The following is a 17,573-nucleotide window of genomic DNA, read 5'->3' on the forward strand; positions in this document are numbered from 1 at the left end:
CGTTGGAGATGCAGGACGCTTGGTTCGGCTGACCTAGTCGCGTCGATTCCACCCGCCGCATTGCCCTGCGCTGGTGAGCAGAATGCGCAATACCTCTATATCGCTGGTTGCGCGGCTTGTGCGCACAAGCGAGTCACGCCGTCGGCAACCACATAGTTTGGCGGCAATCGATCGCCTGACCCGAGAGCAGATGATCAACCTGTCGGCCATGTCCGGCGGGGAGATCGGCTGGAACTACACCGAAATGCTTGCGGGAATTGCGGCTAATGCGGCTCCCATTAAGCGGATCACGCAACCGACTTCGCGTGGGCGTTCTCTCTCCGCAGGGCACGCTCTCTCCGCGAGGTGCACCGGCAAGCCGTGCCTGGCTCTCCATGCCGCGTAGCTCGCGACGAACTCGGGCGACGGCCAAGCCGAAAAACGAGGGTCCGCATGTGGGGAACGCCGCACATGCGGGCCGTCCTCGTTGGATGGTGGGTCATGACGCCCTTGCCACCATCCGCTGCGACGTCCTGATCACTTAGAGATAGGCGTCGCAGAATGCAGCGCAATTGTTTCATGCTGCCGGACTAATACAGAACAAATCGGCGATCGATCGGATTTCTAAACGGAGCCGAGGTCGAAGAGTACGTTAATCAACACCTCCGCATGCGGAGAGGTCCACCCGAATATCTCGAGCGGGGGAGGCCAATGGAGATTGTGCTGGGCCTGTCATTAACCGGAACCACCGCGCGTCTGGTGTTGGTCGAGGGCGAGAGAGCCGACGGCGTCACCATCGAGAGCGAGGTCTTCGACACGGCCGCGCCGGAGAGCGTTCCGAAGCCCAGCCCTACCGAACAGGTAAGCAACGCAATCCTGGCCACCCAGCAAAATGCCCTTGCAAATGGTCATCACTTGGTTGTCAGCGGTGTGACTTGGGACGGTCCGACTCAGCAGGCTGAATTGCGCGAGAGCATGATCGCACGCGGCCTAGACGATGTGGTGCTGGTGCCAGAGCAAAGCGCCGCAGGAGCGCTCGCCCAGACGATCGGCCGTGCCCTTGGCTACGACACCACTGCGGTTCTGCTGATACAGCTCGACACCGCCACGCTGTCGATCGTTAATAGCGCCGACGGGTCAATTGCCGAGGGCCTGCCCCATACCTTCTGCGGCGCGAACGTTGCAGACGTGATACCGGAAATCCTGACAAGCCTCGAACCGATCGGCGCCCAGGTCCAGGGCATAGTAATCGTGGGCTCTCGCGTCGAGACCGGTGTGGTCAAGTCCAAGCTAGAGAGCCTGCTAGCGGTGCCGGTCATCGCACCCGAGGAACCAGAATTGGGCCTTGCCCGTGGTGCGGCGTTGGCTGCAGCAAGTGCCGTCGGGCTCGAGGCGCCGACCGTTGGCCTGGCTTATTCGCAGGACCCCGACGGCAATGAAGTCAGGCTGTCCGCCGCCGACACGGTGGTGTCTCCGCCGCTGGAGGTAGACCTCGAGGACGACGACGACCTCGACTCAGTGGTCACCCGGATGGGCCGAGCAGTGCTCATTCCGATCGGCAGCTTGGTTGCGGCAGTCTGTGTGCTTGGAGTTGTCGCGCTGATGATGTCGCTGGCTTTCAGCATTGCCAGCACGACAGCCCAAAATCAGGGCTTGCCCGAGGCCGAAAAAGCCGCAGCTCCAAGCGTAGCTGTGTCGACGCCGCCGCCTGCGCAAGATCCAGCGGTAGTCCGTAGTCCGGTATCGGTTCCTCAAGCACAGGTGCTCCAGCCGCCACCTTCGTCAGCAAGCCCGGAGCCGATCCAGGTCGCGGCCGACCCTCCTGTCGCGGCGCCTGTGATCGCGCCGGCCCCGGAACCCGCTGCTCGAGCGCCCGTCGCCAAGCAACCGGCGCCGTCGCGCCTGATTACCGAACCATCGCCGGTTGTGGCCGAGGCCCCGTACACCGAGGCTCCCATCGCCGTCCAGCCACCGCCCGCGGAAGCGCAGCCAGTACTGGCTCCCGCCGCGGGGCTTCCGCCGGTTGCAGTGCCGCCGCCGCCTGTCGCAGTCGCCCCTGTCCTTCCGCCCTCGCAGACACCGGGGCTCACCTTTCCGTCGGGGCCGCCAATACTGCGGATAGGGCCTCTGCGGATCCCTCTTGGACCAACGCAACCCGCCGCTCAACTGCCGCAGCAGCAAGCGCCCCAGGCGCCGATCTGGTCACCGCCCCAGGCACCGGTTTGGTCACCGCCCCAAGCACCGGTTTGGTCACCGTCCCAGGCGCCGGCTTGGTCACCGCCCCAGGCGCCGGCTTGGTCACCGCCCCAGGCCCCGGCACCTGATCTGCGCGGCCACGGCGACCGTGAGCGCTGGTGGCCGTGGGGCTAAGTAAGCGCACGAGACCATCCAGTGTTTCTAAGCAAGTCACCGGACTTGACGGGGCGTCGGCGGTCGCATCGAACCAGGAAGCCTCGACGCCCGCACTGACGGTCCGCACCGACGGGTCAGAACGCACCTTCGCGCCGGGTCATGACGTGGTAATTGGACGTGATCTGCGAGCCGATGTTCGCCTGACCCACCCGTTAGTGTCGCGGGCACATGTGGTGCTGCGCTTCGAACACGGCCGGTGGGTGGCGATCGACAACAGCACGCTCAATGGAATGTTCGTTGACCGGCGTCAGGTGCTGTCGGTAGACGTCCGCGACGGGCAGATCATCAACGTCAGTAATCCGGACGGGCCGCGGCTGACTTTCGAGCTCGGCCGGCCCGCCGGCGCCGTCGGCAGGCCGCCGAGCGCGGCCCCTCTGGTCAGACCGCCGCGGGACGGGCAGCCGTTGTCGAGCCGGCCACCAGAGCAGGTTGGCGCAGCGGACTCGCTACCCACCTCTGCTATTCCCACCTCGATCAGGCTCTCAGCGAGGCGCGGCGGCGACGGGTCGAACCTGGCGATCAGCATTATCCGGATCCTTCGCGGGCCGTCGGCCGCGCCGCCGGGCGCCGTCACGGTCGGGCGCGCCACCGACAACGACATCGTGCTTCCCGATGTGCTGGCGTCACGTCACCACGCCACGTTGTTGCCAACCCCCGAGGGCGTCAAGATCGTAGACGCGCGCAGCATCAACGGGACATTCGTCAACGGCACCCGCATCGATCAGGCGCTGCTGGCCGAGAACGATTTGGTGACCATTGGCAACGCCGATCTGCTGTTTCGGGGTGGCACCCTGGTTCGTCGCAACGAAACCCGAGCCGCCACTCGCGCCGGCGGCCTGCAGGTGCGCGCGATAAGCCTGACGATTGAGCACGGGCAGGAGCTGCTTAACAACATCTCGTTTGGCGCAGAGCCAGGAACACTGACCGCGGTGATCGGCCCGTCCGGTGCCGGCAAGTCGACGTTGGCCAAAGTCATCGCCGGGACCGCCCGCCCTAGCCGCGGGAAGGTCTCGTTCGAGGGACACGACATCCACGGCCAATACGCCTCGTTGCGCAGTCGTATCGGGATGGTTCCCCAGGACGACGTGGTGCATAGACAGCTCACTGTCAAGCAGGCGCTCGGCTACGCCGCCGAGTTACGGTTGCCGCCGGATACCACCAAGCACGATCGGCGGGAAGTGTTGGGCCAGGTGCTCGAGGAACTGGAGCTCAACGCCCACGCCCGGACCCGGGTCGACCGGCTCTCCGGCGGTCAGCGCAAACGCGCGTCGGTGGCGATGGAACTGTTGACCGGCCCCTCCCTTTTGATACTCGACGAACCAACCTCTGGGCTGGACCCCGCACTGGACCGCCAAGTGATGACGATGCTGCGCCAACTCGCCGACGCCGGCCGCACCGTCGTTGTGGTGACACACTCCTTAACCTTCCTCGACATGTGCGATCAAGTGCTGCTGCTGGCCCCCGGAGGGAAGACCGCGTTTTGCGGGCCGCCCAGCGGGATAGGCCGGGCGTTGGGCACGACGAACTGGGCCGACATCTTCACCAACATTGGCCTCGATCCCGACGCGGCCAATCGGCGATTCCTCCAGCAGACGACCCCGCCGCCCGCGCCGCCGGACACCCACAAGCCGACCGATCTGGGCAAGCCGGTGCACACCAGCTTGCGGCGGCAATTCTCAACTATTGGACGCCGTCAACTGCGCCTCATCGTGTCCGACCGCACCTACTTCGCGTTCCTGGCACTGCTCCCGATTGTCCTGGGTGTGCTATCGCTAGCCGTGTCGGGAAACGTGGGCTTCGGTATCCCGAACCCGATGGGCGATGCGCCTGACGAGCCAGGCCAAATCCTGGTCTTGCTGACCATGGGGGCGATCTTCATGGGAACCGCGCTCACGATTCGGGACCTGATCGGCGAGCGCACGATCTTCCGCCGTGAGCAGGCAGTGGGGCTGTCGGCGACGGCGTATCTGCTGGCCAAGATCTGCGTATACACCGCGGCGGCGGTCATCCAGTCGGCGATCCTTGTGACGATCGTTGTCAACGGCAAAGGCGGTCCCACCCGAGGCGCTCTGATGCTCGGCAACCCAACCGTCGAACTTTTCGTAACCGTTGCGGGAACGTGCATCACAGGGGCGATACTCGGCCTGGCGCTGTCTGCCGTGGCCCGCTCCAACGACCAGATCATGCCGATGTTGGTGGTACTGGTCATCTCCCAGCTGGTGTTCTGCGGCGGCATGATCCCTGTGACGCACCGTCTGCCGCTCGATCAGCTGTCCTGGTTCACACCGGCCCGATGGGGCTTTGCCGCGTCGGCCTCGACGGCGGACTTGATCAAGCTGGTTCCGACACCGCAGACCAGAGACTCGTACTGGCAACATACGCCGACGACGTGGATCTTCGACATGGGCATGCTCGCCCTGCTGGGCTCCGGTTACGCCCTGCTCGCCCGCTGGAAAATTCGGCTCGACTGCGAATAGGCGGAATGTCCGCCAATCGTCGGCTTTTCTCGATTGCACCGTGCCGGCTCGTAGTCGTGATCCAAAAAAGGGCCGCATCTCTGCGGCCCTTCTGGTGGAGCTGCCGGGAATCGAACCCGGGTCCTACGGCATTCCTTCAAGGCTTCTCCGTGCGCAGTCCGCTATGCCTCTACTCGGATCTCCTGATCACGCGAACAAGTCAGGATGACGATCCCAGTCGCTGTTTGGTGTCCCCGTACATCCCGCGACCGGACGTATGGGTTTGTCCCTCTAGCTGATGCCAGGCTCCGGGCCGAGGGCGCTCCCGGTCTGACAGACACGCAGTCGCTTAGGCAGCGAGTGCGTAGTCGCGCTGATTGGAATCGGCGCTTAATTGGTTGCAACGACGCTTACGGTGGTCTCTTGCCTGCACCGGCACGCTTCCCTTGATTCGATGCGCGAAGTCGAAACCGTTCAGCCCCTCGCACACCTGCCGGATTTCGGCAGGACAATCTATGGTACGCCTGTTACAACAGAGACCTTCATGTGTTTCATCCCGTGTCCGCGGCGACGGCCGCATCACGCCGATCGCGGCGGGTACCCGGTGCCAATGACCGACCACACCATCGGACTCGTGGTCGATGGGGGGTCCCCGCCGGGGTCGCAGACACCCTGATGAAGGCGCTACCGGACTGGCAGGTGTGCTTCGCGAACGAGCCGATACCGCTGGATGGACGGCGGTATCCCGATGGTCGACCTCGCCCGGCGTTACCGGTCGGATCAGGGTTCCGACGTCGTCGTCATGATCACCGAGCTACCCATGCGGGCGGGCACCACACCCCTGGTTGCCGACTACAACATCGAAGCCCGAGTAGCACTGTTTTCACTGCCCGCATTCGGCGTCATGCGAGTGCGGCAACGATTGTGTGGTGTGGCTGTACCACTGATCACACCTTCCGGGCGCGAGGCCACATTTCCCCGGCGAATGGGGGCCCTTCGGATCCCGGTCCGGCGAATTTCCGCCGACCTGCCGGGAGACAACCAACGCCTGGCGCTGACCGGAATCAGAGGTCGCCTGCAAATGCTGGCCGGGATGGTATTCGCCAATCGGCCGTGGCGCTTGGTCCCGTCGCTGCAGAGCGCTACCGCTGCAGGCCTGACGATCTTTTACTCCTCTATCTGGCAAATGGCCATGATCCTGCACCCGTGGCGGCTGGCGTTGATCTCGGCGCTGGCCATCGCGGCCATGGTTGTCTAGTTCGTCTGTTACAACAGCCTTTGGGACCGGCCGTCTAGCGGTCGCGCCCGTGCTGAAACCGTGCTCTTCAACGCCTCCACGGTGCTCACATTGGCCATCGGACTCTCGGTGATGTACGCGGGCTCTGTGCGGTGATCATGGTCGCCGTCGTTTCGGTGGTCGACGGCCGCTACCTGCAGTCGCAAGTGGGCCATCCGGCAGGGCTGCGTGACTACGCGCAGATCGTCTGGCTGTCGTCCTCGATCGGCATCGTCGCCGGCGCCCTCGGATCCAGGTTCGACGGCGAGGACGCCGTCCTCCATGCGGCTTACAGTCGACGCGAGCGCGAGCGGCGCCGACGGGAAGAACAGCAGGACGACGAGACGGATCAGATGACGTAATTGAGGTGCTCGACGATCCGCCGCCCCACCGCCTCGTCGCCACCGTAGGTGATGGCGGTGTGGTCGACGGGCTGGCGGCCACCGGCAAGCCGGGTGAACAGCAGACCGTCCAACGTGATCGTCGTCGTCGGCTCGGCGTCGTCGAAGTCGTCGACCACTTTCGCGCGGCCGTCGACAGCCACGTTGATCGTGCGCGACAGCGGCCCTGTCAGCTGTAGCCGCACCCGCGAACCCTCGGGCGCTCCGCCCAGCTTGCCGACCACGAACCCCATGCTCGCCGCCATCTCGTCGAGGGCCAGCCGCGACGCCGGACCCATGAAGTCGTCGCGGTCAGCCGGCCGACCCACGGCGTCGCGCACATCGTGCTCATGCATCCAGCAGTCGAAGGTCCGCACCCGCATGAACCTGCCGTAGCTGTCCGGACCGGCGGGCGTCGCCGTGAGCTCATGCCACTGCGTCTCCGCCATCGACGTCAGCGCCTCGCGCCGCCCGGCCGTCGTCGCCCGGAATTTCTCCAGCAGCTCGGCGTGACTCAACTCCCGCTGCCAGCGCACCCACCGCTCGTTCAGCACGCCGATGTCATTGCGCACGTGCTTGAGCGTCGAGACGTCGACGTCGGCCTCCGGTGTGCCGACGCCCTGCAGCATCGACTCGGTGCCGATAACGTGCGCGACGACGTCATGCACGGTCCAGCCCGGCAGCGCCGTCTGCTCGCTCCACTGCTGCTCAGGCAGATCGCCGATGACCCGGTCAATCGCGTCCCAGCTGCCGAAGAGTCCGTTCAGCACGTCGGATTTGTTCAGCCGCGTCACCGGCCGCGAGGGGCTGTTCACCGGGCGACGGTACCGCTCACGAGACCGCGAGCGTGCACCAAATGCTGCTATTCACCGGCGTGTTCGGCAACAGACACGCTCGCTCGAGCGAGGGAGAGATCCGAGATGGGCGCGGCGCGCCCAAACAGGTGCCCCTGCGCCAGCCGGCATCCCCCGGCGAACACCGTGTCGGCCTGCGCCGTCGACTCGATGCCCTCGGCGATGACGTCGATACCCAACGAGTCACACAGCCGGATGACCGAGCGGTACAGCGTCTCGATCCGATCCGGCTCGGGGCCGACCGCCAGACCGCGGTCGAGCTTGATGATCTGCACGGGCAACGCGTGCAGATACGTCAGCGAGCTGTAGCCGGCGCCGTAATCGTCCAGGGCGACCTTGATGCCGATCGCCCTGAGCCGGGCGATCTGGGCGGCCGCCTCGGCAAGATCGACGACCGGCACCGTCTCGGTGATTTCCAGGACGAGCTGGTCCGGGGTCAATCCACAGCGATCCAGCGTTCGAAGGACCCGCCGCTCGAACTCCAGGCTGCCCAGCCGCGCCGCGCCGATGTTGACGTGCAAGACGTGGTCGACTCCGGAGGACTCGAACTCGCTGCACGCAAGGTCGAGCACCATGGCGTCGAGCGCTGCGCCCAGACCGGCGGCTTCGGCGGCGGCGACGAACGCGTCGGGTTGGATGTCGGTTCCGTTGGGGGCGGTCCACCGTGCCAACGCCTCGATCGCGACCGGCGACGCGTCCGGCAGTCGTACCACCGGCTGATATACGAGGCTGAAGCCGGCCGGCACGCGGCCCTCGGCCCGCCGGAGCGCGGTCGGGAAATCCGTCGATACCCCCAGCGACGGGCGGTAGATGACCGCGGTGTCCTTACCCACCCGCTTACCCGCGTACATCGAGACGTCCGCCTGCCTCAGCAGATCGTCGGATGTGGGCGGGGGGGTTTCGGCGTCCGGACGGACCAGCCCCATGCTCGCGCGCACCCTGATCGACGAGCCGTGGATCGCGAACGGATCGCGGATGGCTAATCGGATGCGGTCCGCGACCACCTCGGGTGCTTCCCGCTCCCCGCTGATCAAGATCGCGAACTCGTCACCCCCGATGCGTGCCAATGTGTCGGCGTCGCCGGTACATCGCTGCAGTCGTTCACCCACCGCACGCAGCAGTTCGTCGCCGCCGGCATGGCCGAACCGGTCGTTGACCTCTTTGAAGTCGTCGAGGTCGACGAAGATCAACACGAACGCGCCGGCGCCGATGGCCTCGTCCAGCCGCTCTGCGAACAGCACGCGGTTGGGCAACCCGGTGAGTGCGTCGTGGTGCACCTGGTGGGCGAGCCGGTGTTGGGTCTCATAGAGCCGATGCATCAAGCGCCGCTGTGCGCGCATCGCAATGACCTGTCGGGCGGTGACCAGAGTGATGATCACCATTGCCGCGTAAAGCTCGATCACATTCAGACGACGGCCGAGCGCGAGATGGAAGACATACAGCGACGTGATGCCGAGAAACCCGATGTAGGGCAGCACCAGCTGAATCCAATCCAAGGCACTTCGTCCGCGACCCGGCGCCGGCCGCGGCGCGAAGTCCAGCACCGAATAAGCGATCAGCAACTGGCCTAATACGAATCCGATGCTTCCCCAGAGGTGGCCGCCTTCATGGCCGACGGTTCGCAGGTAGATCACCATCCGATCCGAGGCGGCGATAGTGAGCACACCGCAGGCGAGAAGAAGGAAATTGGCCCGATACAAGCGGTTCGCACGATAGGCGATTGCAGTGAGCACCGCGGTGACCACCACCACGAGTTCGATCACCGCGTAGGCGACAAGCACCACAGTGTTCTCCGACCGGGGCAGCACCGCCCCGGTCCTGTCGCCGAACCCGGACATCAGCACCAGCATCCCGAACGAAATCGCCGCCACCAGTCCGTCGAGGACCGTGATGATGCGCGAAGCGCGGATTGGATCCTCTGGTTCTTCGGTGACCGGGCCACCGGCGCGCACCAGCACCACCGCGATAACCAAAGTCAGCAACGGCGGCATGAAGTACAGGGCGACGGCAAGGGGTGGTGCAGTGCCGTCGTCGGCGGCACGGAGTGCATACCAGAGGAGGTCACCGGCCCCTGAGGACAGGAACCCAGCGACCACGACCAGCCGCCAGCCCCTCGTCAAGCCGCGCTTGCGCCGGGCGACCACCAGGGCGCACGTGATTGCGCCGAGGACGATGATCGCCTGCAGTGCCATGAACACCCATCGGGCAGTCTGCTCGCCCCAGAGTGCGCACGCGTTGACGCATAACAGCGCCAACAGGGCGGCAAAGAGGCCGAGGCGCAGCTGACCGCCTCTGATTGACACCCGACCCCTACCTCTCATGTTTCCTGGCAAACACTCAACTGCCATGATGCCTTATCCGAGCAAACCCCAGTGACGGCAATCAGGCCGAGGCGATCATGGCGACCGATATCAGCGCCACCGCCATGCCGACCGCCTGCGGGCGGGTAACCCGCTCACGCAGCACGACGATCGCCAGCAACACCGTCGCCGCCGGATACAGCGACATCAGCACACCGGCCAGCGACAGCAGCGACGCGTGCAGCGCGAACAGCATCGCCACATTGGCCGCGGTGTCCAGTGCCGCGGCCAGGAACGCCAGCCGTAGTGGGGTTCCGGTCGGCGCTCGCAGGTTGGCCGTTACCCCCGCGATGACCAGTACCAAGACGCTGGCCGCCAACCGCGCGAACACCAGCGGCCAGAGCATGGCCTCGGGCGGCGCCTGCGCGATCAACACGAAGTTCAGCCCGAACGCGATTCCCGAACCCACCGTCAACCACGCGACCTTCGTCGTGAACTTGTGCGGGGTGATGTCCTCGTCGGAAGCATCTCGGCTGACCAACACCACGGCCGCCAGCGCGAGCACGACACCGACGCCTGCGATAGCGCCCGGCCGCTCCCCCGACGCGAGACCCACGCCGACGGGTATCGCCGCGACCAGAATCGCCGTCAGAGGCGACACCACCGAAATCGGCCCCGCGCCCAACGCGGCGTAGAACCACCAGACACCGAACGCCTGCGACACACCGCACAGGCCACCCCACAATATCGCGCCGTGCGAGACGTCGCCGCCGACGATCAGCGCCAGCACCAAGAGCAGCACCAAGGCCACCGGGTAGGACACCAGCACCACCCGCAACGCTGCCACCCGTCGCGATGCAATTCCGCCGACGAAATCGCTGACGCCGAATCCCAGCGCCGACGCCAGCGCGAGCGCGATCCCGATCAGGTCATACCCTTGGCGCGTCGACCCAGTTCCCGGGTCACTTCGCGCTGCGCGTCGCGGCGGGCGAGGTCCTGGCGCTTGTCGTGGGCCTGCTTGCCGCGGGCCAGCGCGAGTTCGACCTTGACCTTGCCGTCGGAGAAGTACAGCGACAGCGGCACCAGGGTCAGGTTGCCGTCGCGGATCTTGCCGACCAGCGTGTCAATCTGCTTGCGGTGCAACAACAGCTTGCGATTGCGCCGCGGTGCGTGGTTGGTCCAGCTGCCGTGGTGGTACTCGGGGATGTGCAGGTTGCGCAACCAAATCTCGCCGTCGTCAACGGTGGCGAACGCGTCGGCCAACGAGGCCGCGCCGTCGCGCAGGCTCTTCACCTCTGTGCCCATCAGCGCAACGCCCGCCTCGAACGTCTCGAGGATCGAATAGTTGTGTCGCGCCTTGCGATTGGTCGCGACTACTCGGTTGTTGCTTGACCTCGTCGGGTCGGCTTTCTTTGCCACGATCAACGTCTGACGTACAGGCGCAGGGTGGCGTAGGCGGTGGCACCGGCCATCGCGACGCCGACGAAGATCAATATCGGTGCGATGTAGAGGATGTCGGCGTAGTCCACTCTCGCAATGAGATTGGCTTCGTAGAACTGACTCAGCGCGTTATCCAGGAAAAACGCGCGCACGATGATCAAGCCGACGATCGAGATGACCACACCGATGAGGGCGGCCAGACAGGCTTCCAACAAGAACGGCAGCTGCGTATACCAGCGGCTCGCACCGACCAGACGCATGATGCCCACTTCGGTTCGACGGGTGTAAGCCGCCACTTGAACCATGTTGGCTATCAACAGAACCGCTCCAACCGCCTGCACGAGCGCCACCGCGAACGCTGCGTTGGAAAGCCCGTCGAGAACCGCGAACAGCCGGTCGATCAAATCCTTCTGGTTCAGTACGTTCAACACACCCGGCTGGCCGGCGATCGCATCGTCGAAGTCTTTGTGCTGCTCTGGATTGTCGAGCTTGACGACGAACGACGCGGGGAACGCATCCTTGCCCGCGACGTCCTTGTACTGCGGGAACTTCTTGATCGCATCGTTGTAGGCGTCGTCGCGGTTCAGAAAACGTACGGACCGCACGTCATCTCTGTCTTCGATTCTCTGCCGCAGAGACTTGCACGGGTCGGCGTCACAGGTCGGGTCATTGGCCGAGACGTCGTTGGTCAGGAACACCTGGCTCTCGACGCGATCCAGGTAGATGGCGCGCGAGTTGTCGGCGAGGCGCACCACCAGCAGACCGCCGCCGAACAAGCCGATCGAGATCGCGGTGGTCAGGATCATCGCAATCGTCATGGTGACGTTGCGACGAAGGCCGGTCAGGACCTCGTTGAGCAGGAAGCCTAAGCGCACTAGCGGTCCATTCCGTAGATGCCGCGCTGCTCGTCACGAACGAGACGGCCGAGGCTGAGCTCGACGACGCGCTGCCGCATCGAGTCGACGATGTGATGGTCGTGAGTCGCCATCAACACGGTGGTCCCCGTGCGGTTGATGCGCTCGAGCAGATCCATGATGTCCTTGCTGGTCTCGGGATCCAGGTTTCCTGTCGGCTCGTCGGCCAGCAGCAGGAGCGGGCGGTTCACGAAGGCGCGGGCGATCGCCACCCGCTGCTGCTCGCCGCCGGACAGCTCGCCGGGCAGCCGGTTCGCCTTCCCCGACAGCCCGACCATCTCGAGGACGTCGGGCACCACCCGGTTGATCACATCGCGCCGCTTGCCGATCACCTCGAGGGCAAAGGCCACGTTCTCGAAGACCGTCTTCTGCTGCAGCAGCCGGAAGTCCTGAAAGACACAGCCGATGACCTGCCGCAGGCTGGGAATGTGGCGGCCGGGGAGCTTGTTGACGTGGAACTTCGACACCCGCACGTCGCCGTTGGTCGGCGACTCCTCGGCAAGCAACAGTCGCATGAAGGTCGACTTGCCCGAACCGGATGGACCGATGAGAAAAACGAACTCACCCTTGTCGATCCGGAGCGAGACATTGTCCAGCGCAGGGCGCGCCGAGGACTTGTAATGCTTGCTTACGTGGTCGAGCGTGATCATCACGGCACGCCAGTGTAGCGGTGAGGCAAGGCAGGGTCCGTCGAGCTATCTCGGCGCCGCGGGCGTGGCGGGCACCGTTCCCGGTACGGGCGGGGCCGTCGTCGGCGCCGTCACCGTCGGTGTCTGAGTCAGCGTCTGCGGAGCGAGCGGTCCGGGTCCGTCCGGATCGACAACCGTCGTCGTCGGGCTCGGCGAGGTCTCCGTCGGCGAACTGGTCGTGGTGTCCACCGGCGATGGCGTCGTCGTCTCCGTCGTGGTGGTCGTCGGCGTCGTCGTGGTCGTGTAGTCCGGCTCCTTGGGGCGCCGAACCTGCGTGCGCGGCACCCAGGTGTAGTTCGGGTCGGGCACGAAGCCCGGCGGAACGACCGAGGAAGCAGGCGCTTCCGGGGCCGGTTCCGGCTGGAACGTCTGCTGCACCCAGAACAGCGCGATGAATGCGATCAAGAGCACCACGGTCGACACCCGGAAGCGGCCGCCGAGCTTCGCCTTGAACCAGGAGGTCACTGCTTCTGCTCCGGTGCTTGCTGGGTATCCGCTTCCTCTGCGGCAGCCGTCTCCGCGGGATGTGGAATCGCTGCGACCATCGGTGACGTGCCGTCGGTTGACGCGATGCCGGCCCGACGCAACGCCCTGACCACCAGCACGCGGATCCGCCGACCCACCTCGTACTGCTTGCCCGGCAGCGTGCGCGCCACCATGCGCAGGTTCACGGTGTCCAGCTCGATGCTTTCCACACCCATCAGCTGCGGCGCGTCGAGCAGCAGGTCCTTGAGCGCGGGGTCTTCCATCGCCTTCTCGGCCACATCGTGCAGCAGGTCGTTGACGACGTTCAGGTCGGCCGATGTCGGAACCGGAATGTCGACGACCGCGCGCGCCCAGTCCTTGGACAGGTTCAGCGTCTTGACGATCTGCCCGTTGGGAATGGTGAACATCTCACCTTCCGCGGAGCGCAGCTTGGTGACTCGAAGCGTGACGTCCTCGACTGTGCCCTCCGCCGGAGCGGCGATGCCCGCGACCGTCAGCGACACCAGATCGCCGAAGCCATATTGCTTTTCGGTGATGATGAAGAACCCGGCCAGCAGATCCTGCACGATGCGCTGGGCACCGAAGCCGAGCGCGGCACCGAGTACCGCGGCGGGCGCGACCAACGAGCCAACCGGTATAGCCATGATATCGGTGATCTCCACCGCGACTATTACGAACAGGATGGCGACCGACACCCACGAGATCACGGACGCCACAGCCTGGCGGTGCTTGGTGCTCTCGGAGCGCACCAACTGGTCGCTTTGCCGATATTGGGCATCGATGCGCCCGACCACCCTGTTGGCGGTCCAGCTGATGAACCGGGCCGCCAACAGCCCGCCGATCAACAACAGCGCGATGCGCACGCCGCGGTCGAGAACCCACAGGCCGAGGTTGCCGCGCCAAAAGCCGTTCCAGCTGTCGGCCAGATTCAATGCAAGTACGGTGCTATTCGTCATCGTTTGTGTTGCGCCAACGGATCCCGGCCTCGAGGAATCCGTCGATGTCTCCATCCAGTACCGCAGCGGGGTTTCCGACTTCGAAGTCGGTGCGCAGGTCCTTGACCATCTGGTACGGGTGCAGAACGTAGGACCGCATCTGATTGCCCCACGAGCTGCCGCCGTCGCCCTTCAGCGCATCCAGCTCAGCACGTTCTTCTAATCGCTTGCGTTCCAACAATTTTGCCTGAAGAACCCGCATTGCCGAGACCTTGTTCTGCAATTGGGACTTCTCGTTCTGGCAAGTGACCACGATACCGGTCGGGATGTGCGTGAGTCGAACCGCCGAGTCGGTCGTATTGACCGACTGCCCGCCCGGTCCGCTGGATCGGTAGACGTCGACACGAATGTCGCTCTCGGGAATGTCGATGTGGTCGGTGGTCTCGGTGACGGGCAGCACCTCGACTTCGGCGAACGACGTCTGGCGGCGGCCCTGGTTGTCGAATGGGCTGATGCGCACCAGGCGGTGGGTGCCCTGCTCCACCGACAACGTGCCGTAGGCGAACGGGGCGTGCACGGCGAACGTCGCGCTCTTGATGCCCGCCTCCTCGGCGTAGGACGTGTCGAACACCTCGACCGGGTAGTGGTGCTTCTCCGCCCATCGGATGTACATCCGCATCAGCATCTCTGCCCAGTCCGCGGCGTCGACCCCGCCTGCGCCGGACCGGATGTTGAGCAGCGCCTCGCGTTGGTCGTACTCCCCGGAGAGCAGCGTGCGGACTTCCATCGCCTCGATGTCCTCGCGCAGCTGCTTGCGCTCGGCGTCGGCCTCGGCCAGGTCGTCGCTGCCACCCTCTTCGGCGGCTAGCTCGTAGAGCACAGGGAGGTCCTCGACGCGCTGCCGCAGCTCCTCGACACGCCGGAGCTCACCCTGTCTGTGAGATAGGTCACTGGTGACCTTTTGGGCGTGCGTCTGGTCGTCCCACAGGTTGGGGTCGGAGGCCTCGGTTTCCAGCTTCTCGATGCGGCTCCGCAGGCCGTCGACATCGAGCACCCGCTCCACCGTCGTCAGGGTGGAGTCGAGGGCGGCGATGTCGGCTTGACGGTCAGGATCCACGGGAGATCAGGTTACCGGCGTGGCAGTTCTTCCTGACCAGCGGCAGCACGGCGGGTGCGCGTTCTAGCATCAGTTGGGGAAACCAGCTTGGCGATAGACGCGACAGCCCCTGCATGTCGCCGGGCAGTGACAGTAAGGCACACCTATGCCTCAGAGGCGCCCGTACCACGTGGCGATCGTCGGCTCAGGCCCGTCCGGGTACTTCGCCGCGGCTTCATTGTTGAAATTCGCAGACAAGGATGACGACGCCGACGTGCGGGTCGACATGCTCGAGATGCTGCCGACGCCCTGGGGCCTGGTGCGCTCCGGTGTGGCGCCGGACCATCCGAAGATCAAGTCGATCAGCGCCCAGTTCGAGAAGACGGCGCTCGATCCCCGCTTCCGGTTCTTCGGCAACATCGTGGTCGGCGATCACGTGCAGAGCGCCGAGCTGGCCGAGCGCTACGACGCGGTGATCTACGCCGTCGGTGCGCAGTCCGACCGCCCGCTGAACATCCCCGGCGAGGATCTCGCAGGCAGCGTCGCCGCCGTTGACTTCGTCGGCTGGTACAACGCCCACCCGCACTTCGAGGAGATGGCGCCCGACCTGTCCACCGGCCGGGCGGTGGTCGTCGGCAACGGCAACGTCGCGTTGGACGTGGCGCGCATCCTGGTCACCGATCCCGATGTGCTGGCCACCACCGACATCGCCGACCACGCGCTGCAGGTGCTGCACGACCGCGGGGTCGAGGAGGTGCTCATCATCGGCAGGCGCGGGCCGCTGCAGGCGCCGTTCACGACGCTGGAGTTGCGCGAGCTCGGCCATCTCGAAGGTCTCGGAGACGTCGACGTCATCGTCGACCCCGCCGATTTCGCCGACATCAGCGAGGAGGATTTGGATGCCGCGGGCAAGACCGTCCGCAACAACATCAAGGTGTTGCGGGGCTACGCCGAGGCGGCGCCGAAAGGGGCGACGCGGCGGATCGTGTTCCGATTCCGTACGTCGCCGATCGAGATCAAGGGTGACGGGAAGGTCGAGTCGATCGTGTTGGGCCGCAATGAACTTGTCGCCGACGACACCGGCCGGGTTTCCGCCAAGGACACCGGCGAACGCGAGGAGCTTGCCGCGCAGCTGATCGTCCGCGCGGTGGGCTACCGCGGAGTGGAGACACCCGGCCTGCCGTTCGACGAGAAGAACGGCACCATTCCGCATACCGGCGGTCGGGTGGAAGGAAGCCGCAACGAATACGTCGTCGGCTGGATCAAGCGCGGGCCGACAGGCGTGATCGGCAGCAACAAGAGCGATTCACAGGAGACCGTCGACACGTTGGTGGGCGACCTGGCCGGCGCGGAGCTCGCCGATTTCGACGACAATCATTTCGATGCGCTTGCCGAGTGGTTCGTCGAGCGGCAGCCCAAGGTCGTCACCGACGACCACTGGAAGCTCATCGACGACCACGAGCGTTCGACCGGTGGAACCGGCGGAAGGCCGCGGGTGAAGCTGACCAGTGTCGCAGAGCTGCTGCGGATCGCCCACGGCTGAGGTTGCGGCCGTCATGTTCGAGCGATTCACCGCGACTGCCCGTCGGGTGATCGTTTCATCGCAGAGCGAGGCGCAGGCGCTTCGGCAGGATCACGTCGGTTCCCACCATCTCCTGCTCGGCGTACTGACGGCTGAGGCTGCGACGGGGGGCGCCGTACTGGCGTCACTCGGTATCGAGGCGGAAGACGTGCGGCGGCGGACCGTTGCGAAGTACGGCAGCGGCGAAGAGGAGCCGGCGGAGCACATCGAGTTCTCCGACGACGCCAAGAATGCACTCGAGCACTCGCTTCGCGAGTCGTTGACCCTGGGCCATACCTACATCGGCACCGAACACATCGTTCTCGGATTGATCAGCGAACCCTCGACATGCGAGACGTTCGCAGGACTGGGTGTGCGAGCCGAAGACGTACGAGAGACCATCATGCGGCGGTTGGGCTCAGCTGCCGGTGCCGAGCCCGCCGAACCCTGAGTCAGTCGCGCGGCGAACCCGTTGAACGCAATCAATGTCAGCGGAGTGGCGTAGCGTCGCACATATGTTCGAACTGATTGATTCAGCGTCGCTGGTCGAGCGGATCGCCGAGTTGGAGCGGGTCAAGTCGGCGGCGGCGGCTGAGCAGGCGCGTGCGGCGGTGGCGCTGGAGGAGTTGCGGTGCGCCGATGAGGCGGCGGCCGGGGTGCCCAGGGCGCGGCAGGGTCGCGGGGTGGCCAGTGAGGTGGCGTTGGCGCGGCGGGATTCCCCGGCGCGCGGCGGTCGGCACCTGGGTTTGGCCAAGGCGCTGGTGTATGAGATGCCGCACACGTTGGCGGCGTTGG

At 65.3% G+C, this 17,573-nt stretch carries 15 protein-coding genes, 1 other RNA gene and 1 pseudogene; 7 read left to right on the top strand and 10 right to left on the bottom strand.

Annotated features, from left to right (window positions below; all coding sequences use genetic code 11):
* The first annotated feature begins 690 nt into the window (after positions 1–690).
* Both QOC76_RS00065 and QOC76_RS00070 read left to right on the top strand, forming a co-directional pair.
* The gene (locus QOC76_RS00065; protein WP_526352897.1) at positions 691–2,349 is read left to right on the top strand and encodes a DUF7159 family protein; all 1,659 of its coding nucleotides are present in this window, start codon (positions 691–693) and stop codon (positions 2,347–2,349) included.
* A gap of 95 nt (positions 2,350–2,444) precedes the next feature.
* Positions 2,445–4,868, top strand: a complete 2,424-nt coding sequence (locus QOC76_RS00070; protein WP_526352921.1) for an ATP-binding cassette domain-containing protein — start codon at positions 2,445–2,447, stop codon at positions 4,866–4,868.
* A 92-nt stretch (positions 4,869–4,960) separates the two neighbouring features.
* Here QOC76_RS00070 and ssrA read toward each other — a convergent pair.
* Positions 4,961–5,329, bottom strand: a transfer-messenger RNA (tmRNA) gene (gene ssrA / locus QOC76_RS00075).
* A 248-nt stretch (positions 5,330–5,577) separates the two neighbouring features.
* Here ssrA and QOC76_RS00080 point away from each other — a divergent pair.
* Together QOC76_RS00080 and QOC76_RS00085 are read left to right on the top strand one after the other, a co-directional pair.
* Positions 5,578–6,105, top strand: coding sequence for a hypothetical protein (locus QOC76_RS00080; RefSeq protein ID WP_526352899.1), 528 nt, complete (start codon positions 5,578–5,580; stop codon positions 6,103–6,105).
* A 137-nt stretch (positions 6,106–6,242) separates the two neighbouring features.
* Complete coding sequence (locus QOC76_RS00085; RefSeq protein WP_526352901.1) at positions 6,243–6,485, top strand: hypothetical protein; 243 nt, start codon at positions 6,243–6,245, stop codon at positions 6,483–6,485.
* Here the strand turns inward: QOC76_RS00085 and QOC76_RS00090 are convergent.
* From QOC76_RS00090 to prfB, 9 genes are all read right to left on the bottom strand, one after another.
* Complete coding sequence (locus QOC76_RS00090; protein WP_526352903.1) at positions 6,473–7,318, bottom strand: maleylpyruvate isomerase family mycothiol-dependent enzyme; 846 nt, start codon at positions 7,316–7,318, stop codon at positions 6,473–6,475. The genes QOC76_RS00085 and QOC76_RS00090 overlap by 13 nt on opposite strands.
* A 47-nt stretch (positions 7,319–7,365) precedes the next feature.
* Positions 7,366–9,660, bottom strand: a complete 2,295-nt coding sequence (locus tag QOC76_RS00095) for a putative bifunctional diguanylate cyclase/phosphodiesterase (protein WP_526352905.1) — start codon at positions 9,658–9,660, stop codon at positions 7,366–7,368.
* A gap of 79 nt (positions 9,661–9,739) precedes the next feature.
* On the bottom strand, positions 9,740–10,585 hold the full coding sequence (locus QOC76_RS00100) for an EamA family transporter (RefSeq protein ID WP_526352923.1): 846 nt from the start codon (positions 10,583–10,585) through the stop codon (positions 9,740–9,742).
* Complete coding sequence (smpB, locus tag QOC76_RS00105; protein ID WP_526352907.1) at positions 10,582–11,076, bottom strand: SsrA-binding protein SmpB; 495 nt, start codon at positions 11,074–11,076, stop codon at positions 10,582–10,584. The genes QOC76_RS00100 and smpB overlap by 4 nt, the downstream gene beginning before the upstream one ends.
* A gap of 2 nt (positions 11,077–11,078) precedes the next feature.
* The gene (ftsX, locus tag QOC76_RS00110; RefSeq protein WP_526352909.1) at positions 11,079–11,972 is read right to left on the bottom strand and encodes a permease-like cell division protein FtsX; all 894 of its coding nucleotides are present in this window, start codon (positions 11,970–11,972) and stop codon (positions 11,079–11,081) included.
* Positions 11,972–12,661 (bottom strand): cell division ATP-binding protein FtsE, encoded by a 690-nt coding sequence (ftsE, locus tag QOC76_RS00115; protein WP_526352925.1) that lies wholly within the window; start codon positions 12,659–12,661, stop codon positions 11,972–11,974. Before ftsE ends, ftsX begins: the two co-directional genes overlap by 1 nt.
* Positions 12,662–12,706: 45 nt before the next feature.
* On the bottom strand, positions 12,707–13,165 hold the full coding sequence (locus tag QOC76_RS00120) for an Rv3103c family proline-rich protein (RefSeq protein ID WP_526352911.1): 459 nt from the start codon (positions 13,163–13,165) through the stop codon (positions 12,707–12,709).
* Positions 13,162–14,142 (bottom strand): mechanosensitive ion channel family protein, encoded by a 981-nt coding sequence (locus QOC76_RS00125; RefSeq protein WP_526352913.1) that lies wholly within the window; start codon positions 14,140–14,142, stop codon positions 13,162–13,164. Before QOC76_RS00125 ends, QOC76_RS00120 begins: the two co-directional genes overlap by 4 nt.
* Positions 14,132–15,238, bottom strand: coding sequence for a peptide chain release factor 2 (gene prfB / locus QOC76_RS00130; protein WP_526352915.1), 1,107 nt, complete (start codon positions 15,236–15,238; stop codon positions 14,132–14,134). The genes QOC76_RS00125 and prfB overlap by 11 nt, the downstream gene beginning before the upstream one ends.
* Positions 15,239–15,383: 145 nt before the next feature.
* On the opposite strand from prfB, the gene QOC76_RS00135 reads away from it, so the two are divergent.
* The 3 genes and pseudogenes from QOC76_RS00135 to QOC76_RS00145 all read left to right on the top strand — a co-directional run.
* Complete coding sequence (locus QOC76_RS00135) at positions 15,384–16,760, top strand: FAD-dependent oxidoreductase (RefSeq protein WP_526352917.1); 1,377 nt, start codon at positions 15,384–15,386, stop codon at positions 16,758–16,760.
* A 13-nt stretch (positions 16,761–16,773) separates the two neighbouring features.
* Positions 16,774–17,229 (top strand): Clp protease N-terminal domain-containing protein, encoded by a 456-nt coding sequence (locus QOC76_RS00140; RefSeq protein WP_526352919.1) that lies wholly within the window; start codon positions 16,774–16,776, stop codon positions 17,227–17,229.
* Positions 17,230–17,293: 64 nt separating this feature from the next.
* Positions 17,294–17,573 (top strand): annotated as a pseudogene (locus tag QOC76_RS00145) (HNH endonuclease); the annotation flags it as partial.

Origin of the sequence: Mycobacterium sp., assembly GCF_032159565.1 — a bacterium.
Lineage (GTDB): Bacteria > Actinomycetota > Actinomycetes > Mycobacteriales > Mycobacteriaceae > Mycobacterium.

What these genes read in the sequence shown, in the direction of transcription:
- QOC76_RS00140 (WP_526352919.1), top strand. Translation starts at nt 16,774, where the DNA reads ATGTTCGAGCGATTCACCGCGACTGCCCGTCGGGTGATCGTTTCATCG.
- QOC76_RS00085 (WP_526352901.1), top strand. Translation starts at nt 6,243, where the DNA reads ATGGTCGCCGTCGTTTCGGTGGTCGACGGCCGCTACCTGCAGTCGCAA.
- QOC76_RS00065 (WP_526352897.1), top strand. Translation starts at nt 691, where the DNA reads ATGGAGATTGTGCTGGGCCTGTCATTAACCGGAACCACCGCGCGTCTG.
- QOC76_RS00135 (WP_526352917.1), top strand. Translation starts at nt 15,384, where the DNA reads ATGCCTCAGAGGCGCCCGTACCACGTGGCGATCGTCGGCTCAGGCCCG.
- ftsE (WP_526352925.1), bottom strand. Translation starts at nt 12,661, where the DNA reads ATGATCACGCTCGACCACGTAAGCAAGCATTACAAGTCCTCGGCGCGC.
- QOC76_RS00125 (WP_526352913.1), bottom strand. Translation starts at nt 14,142, where the DNA reads ATGACGAATAGCACCGTACTTGCATTGAATCTGGCCGACAGCTGGAAC.
- QOC76_RS00080 (WP_526352899.1), top strand. Translation starts at nt 5,578, where the DNA reads ATGGACGGCGGTATCCCGATGGTCGACCTCGCCCGGCGTTACCGGTCG.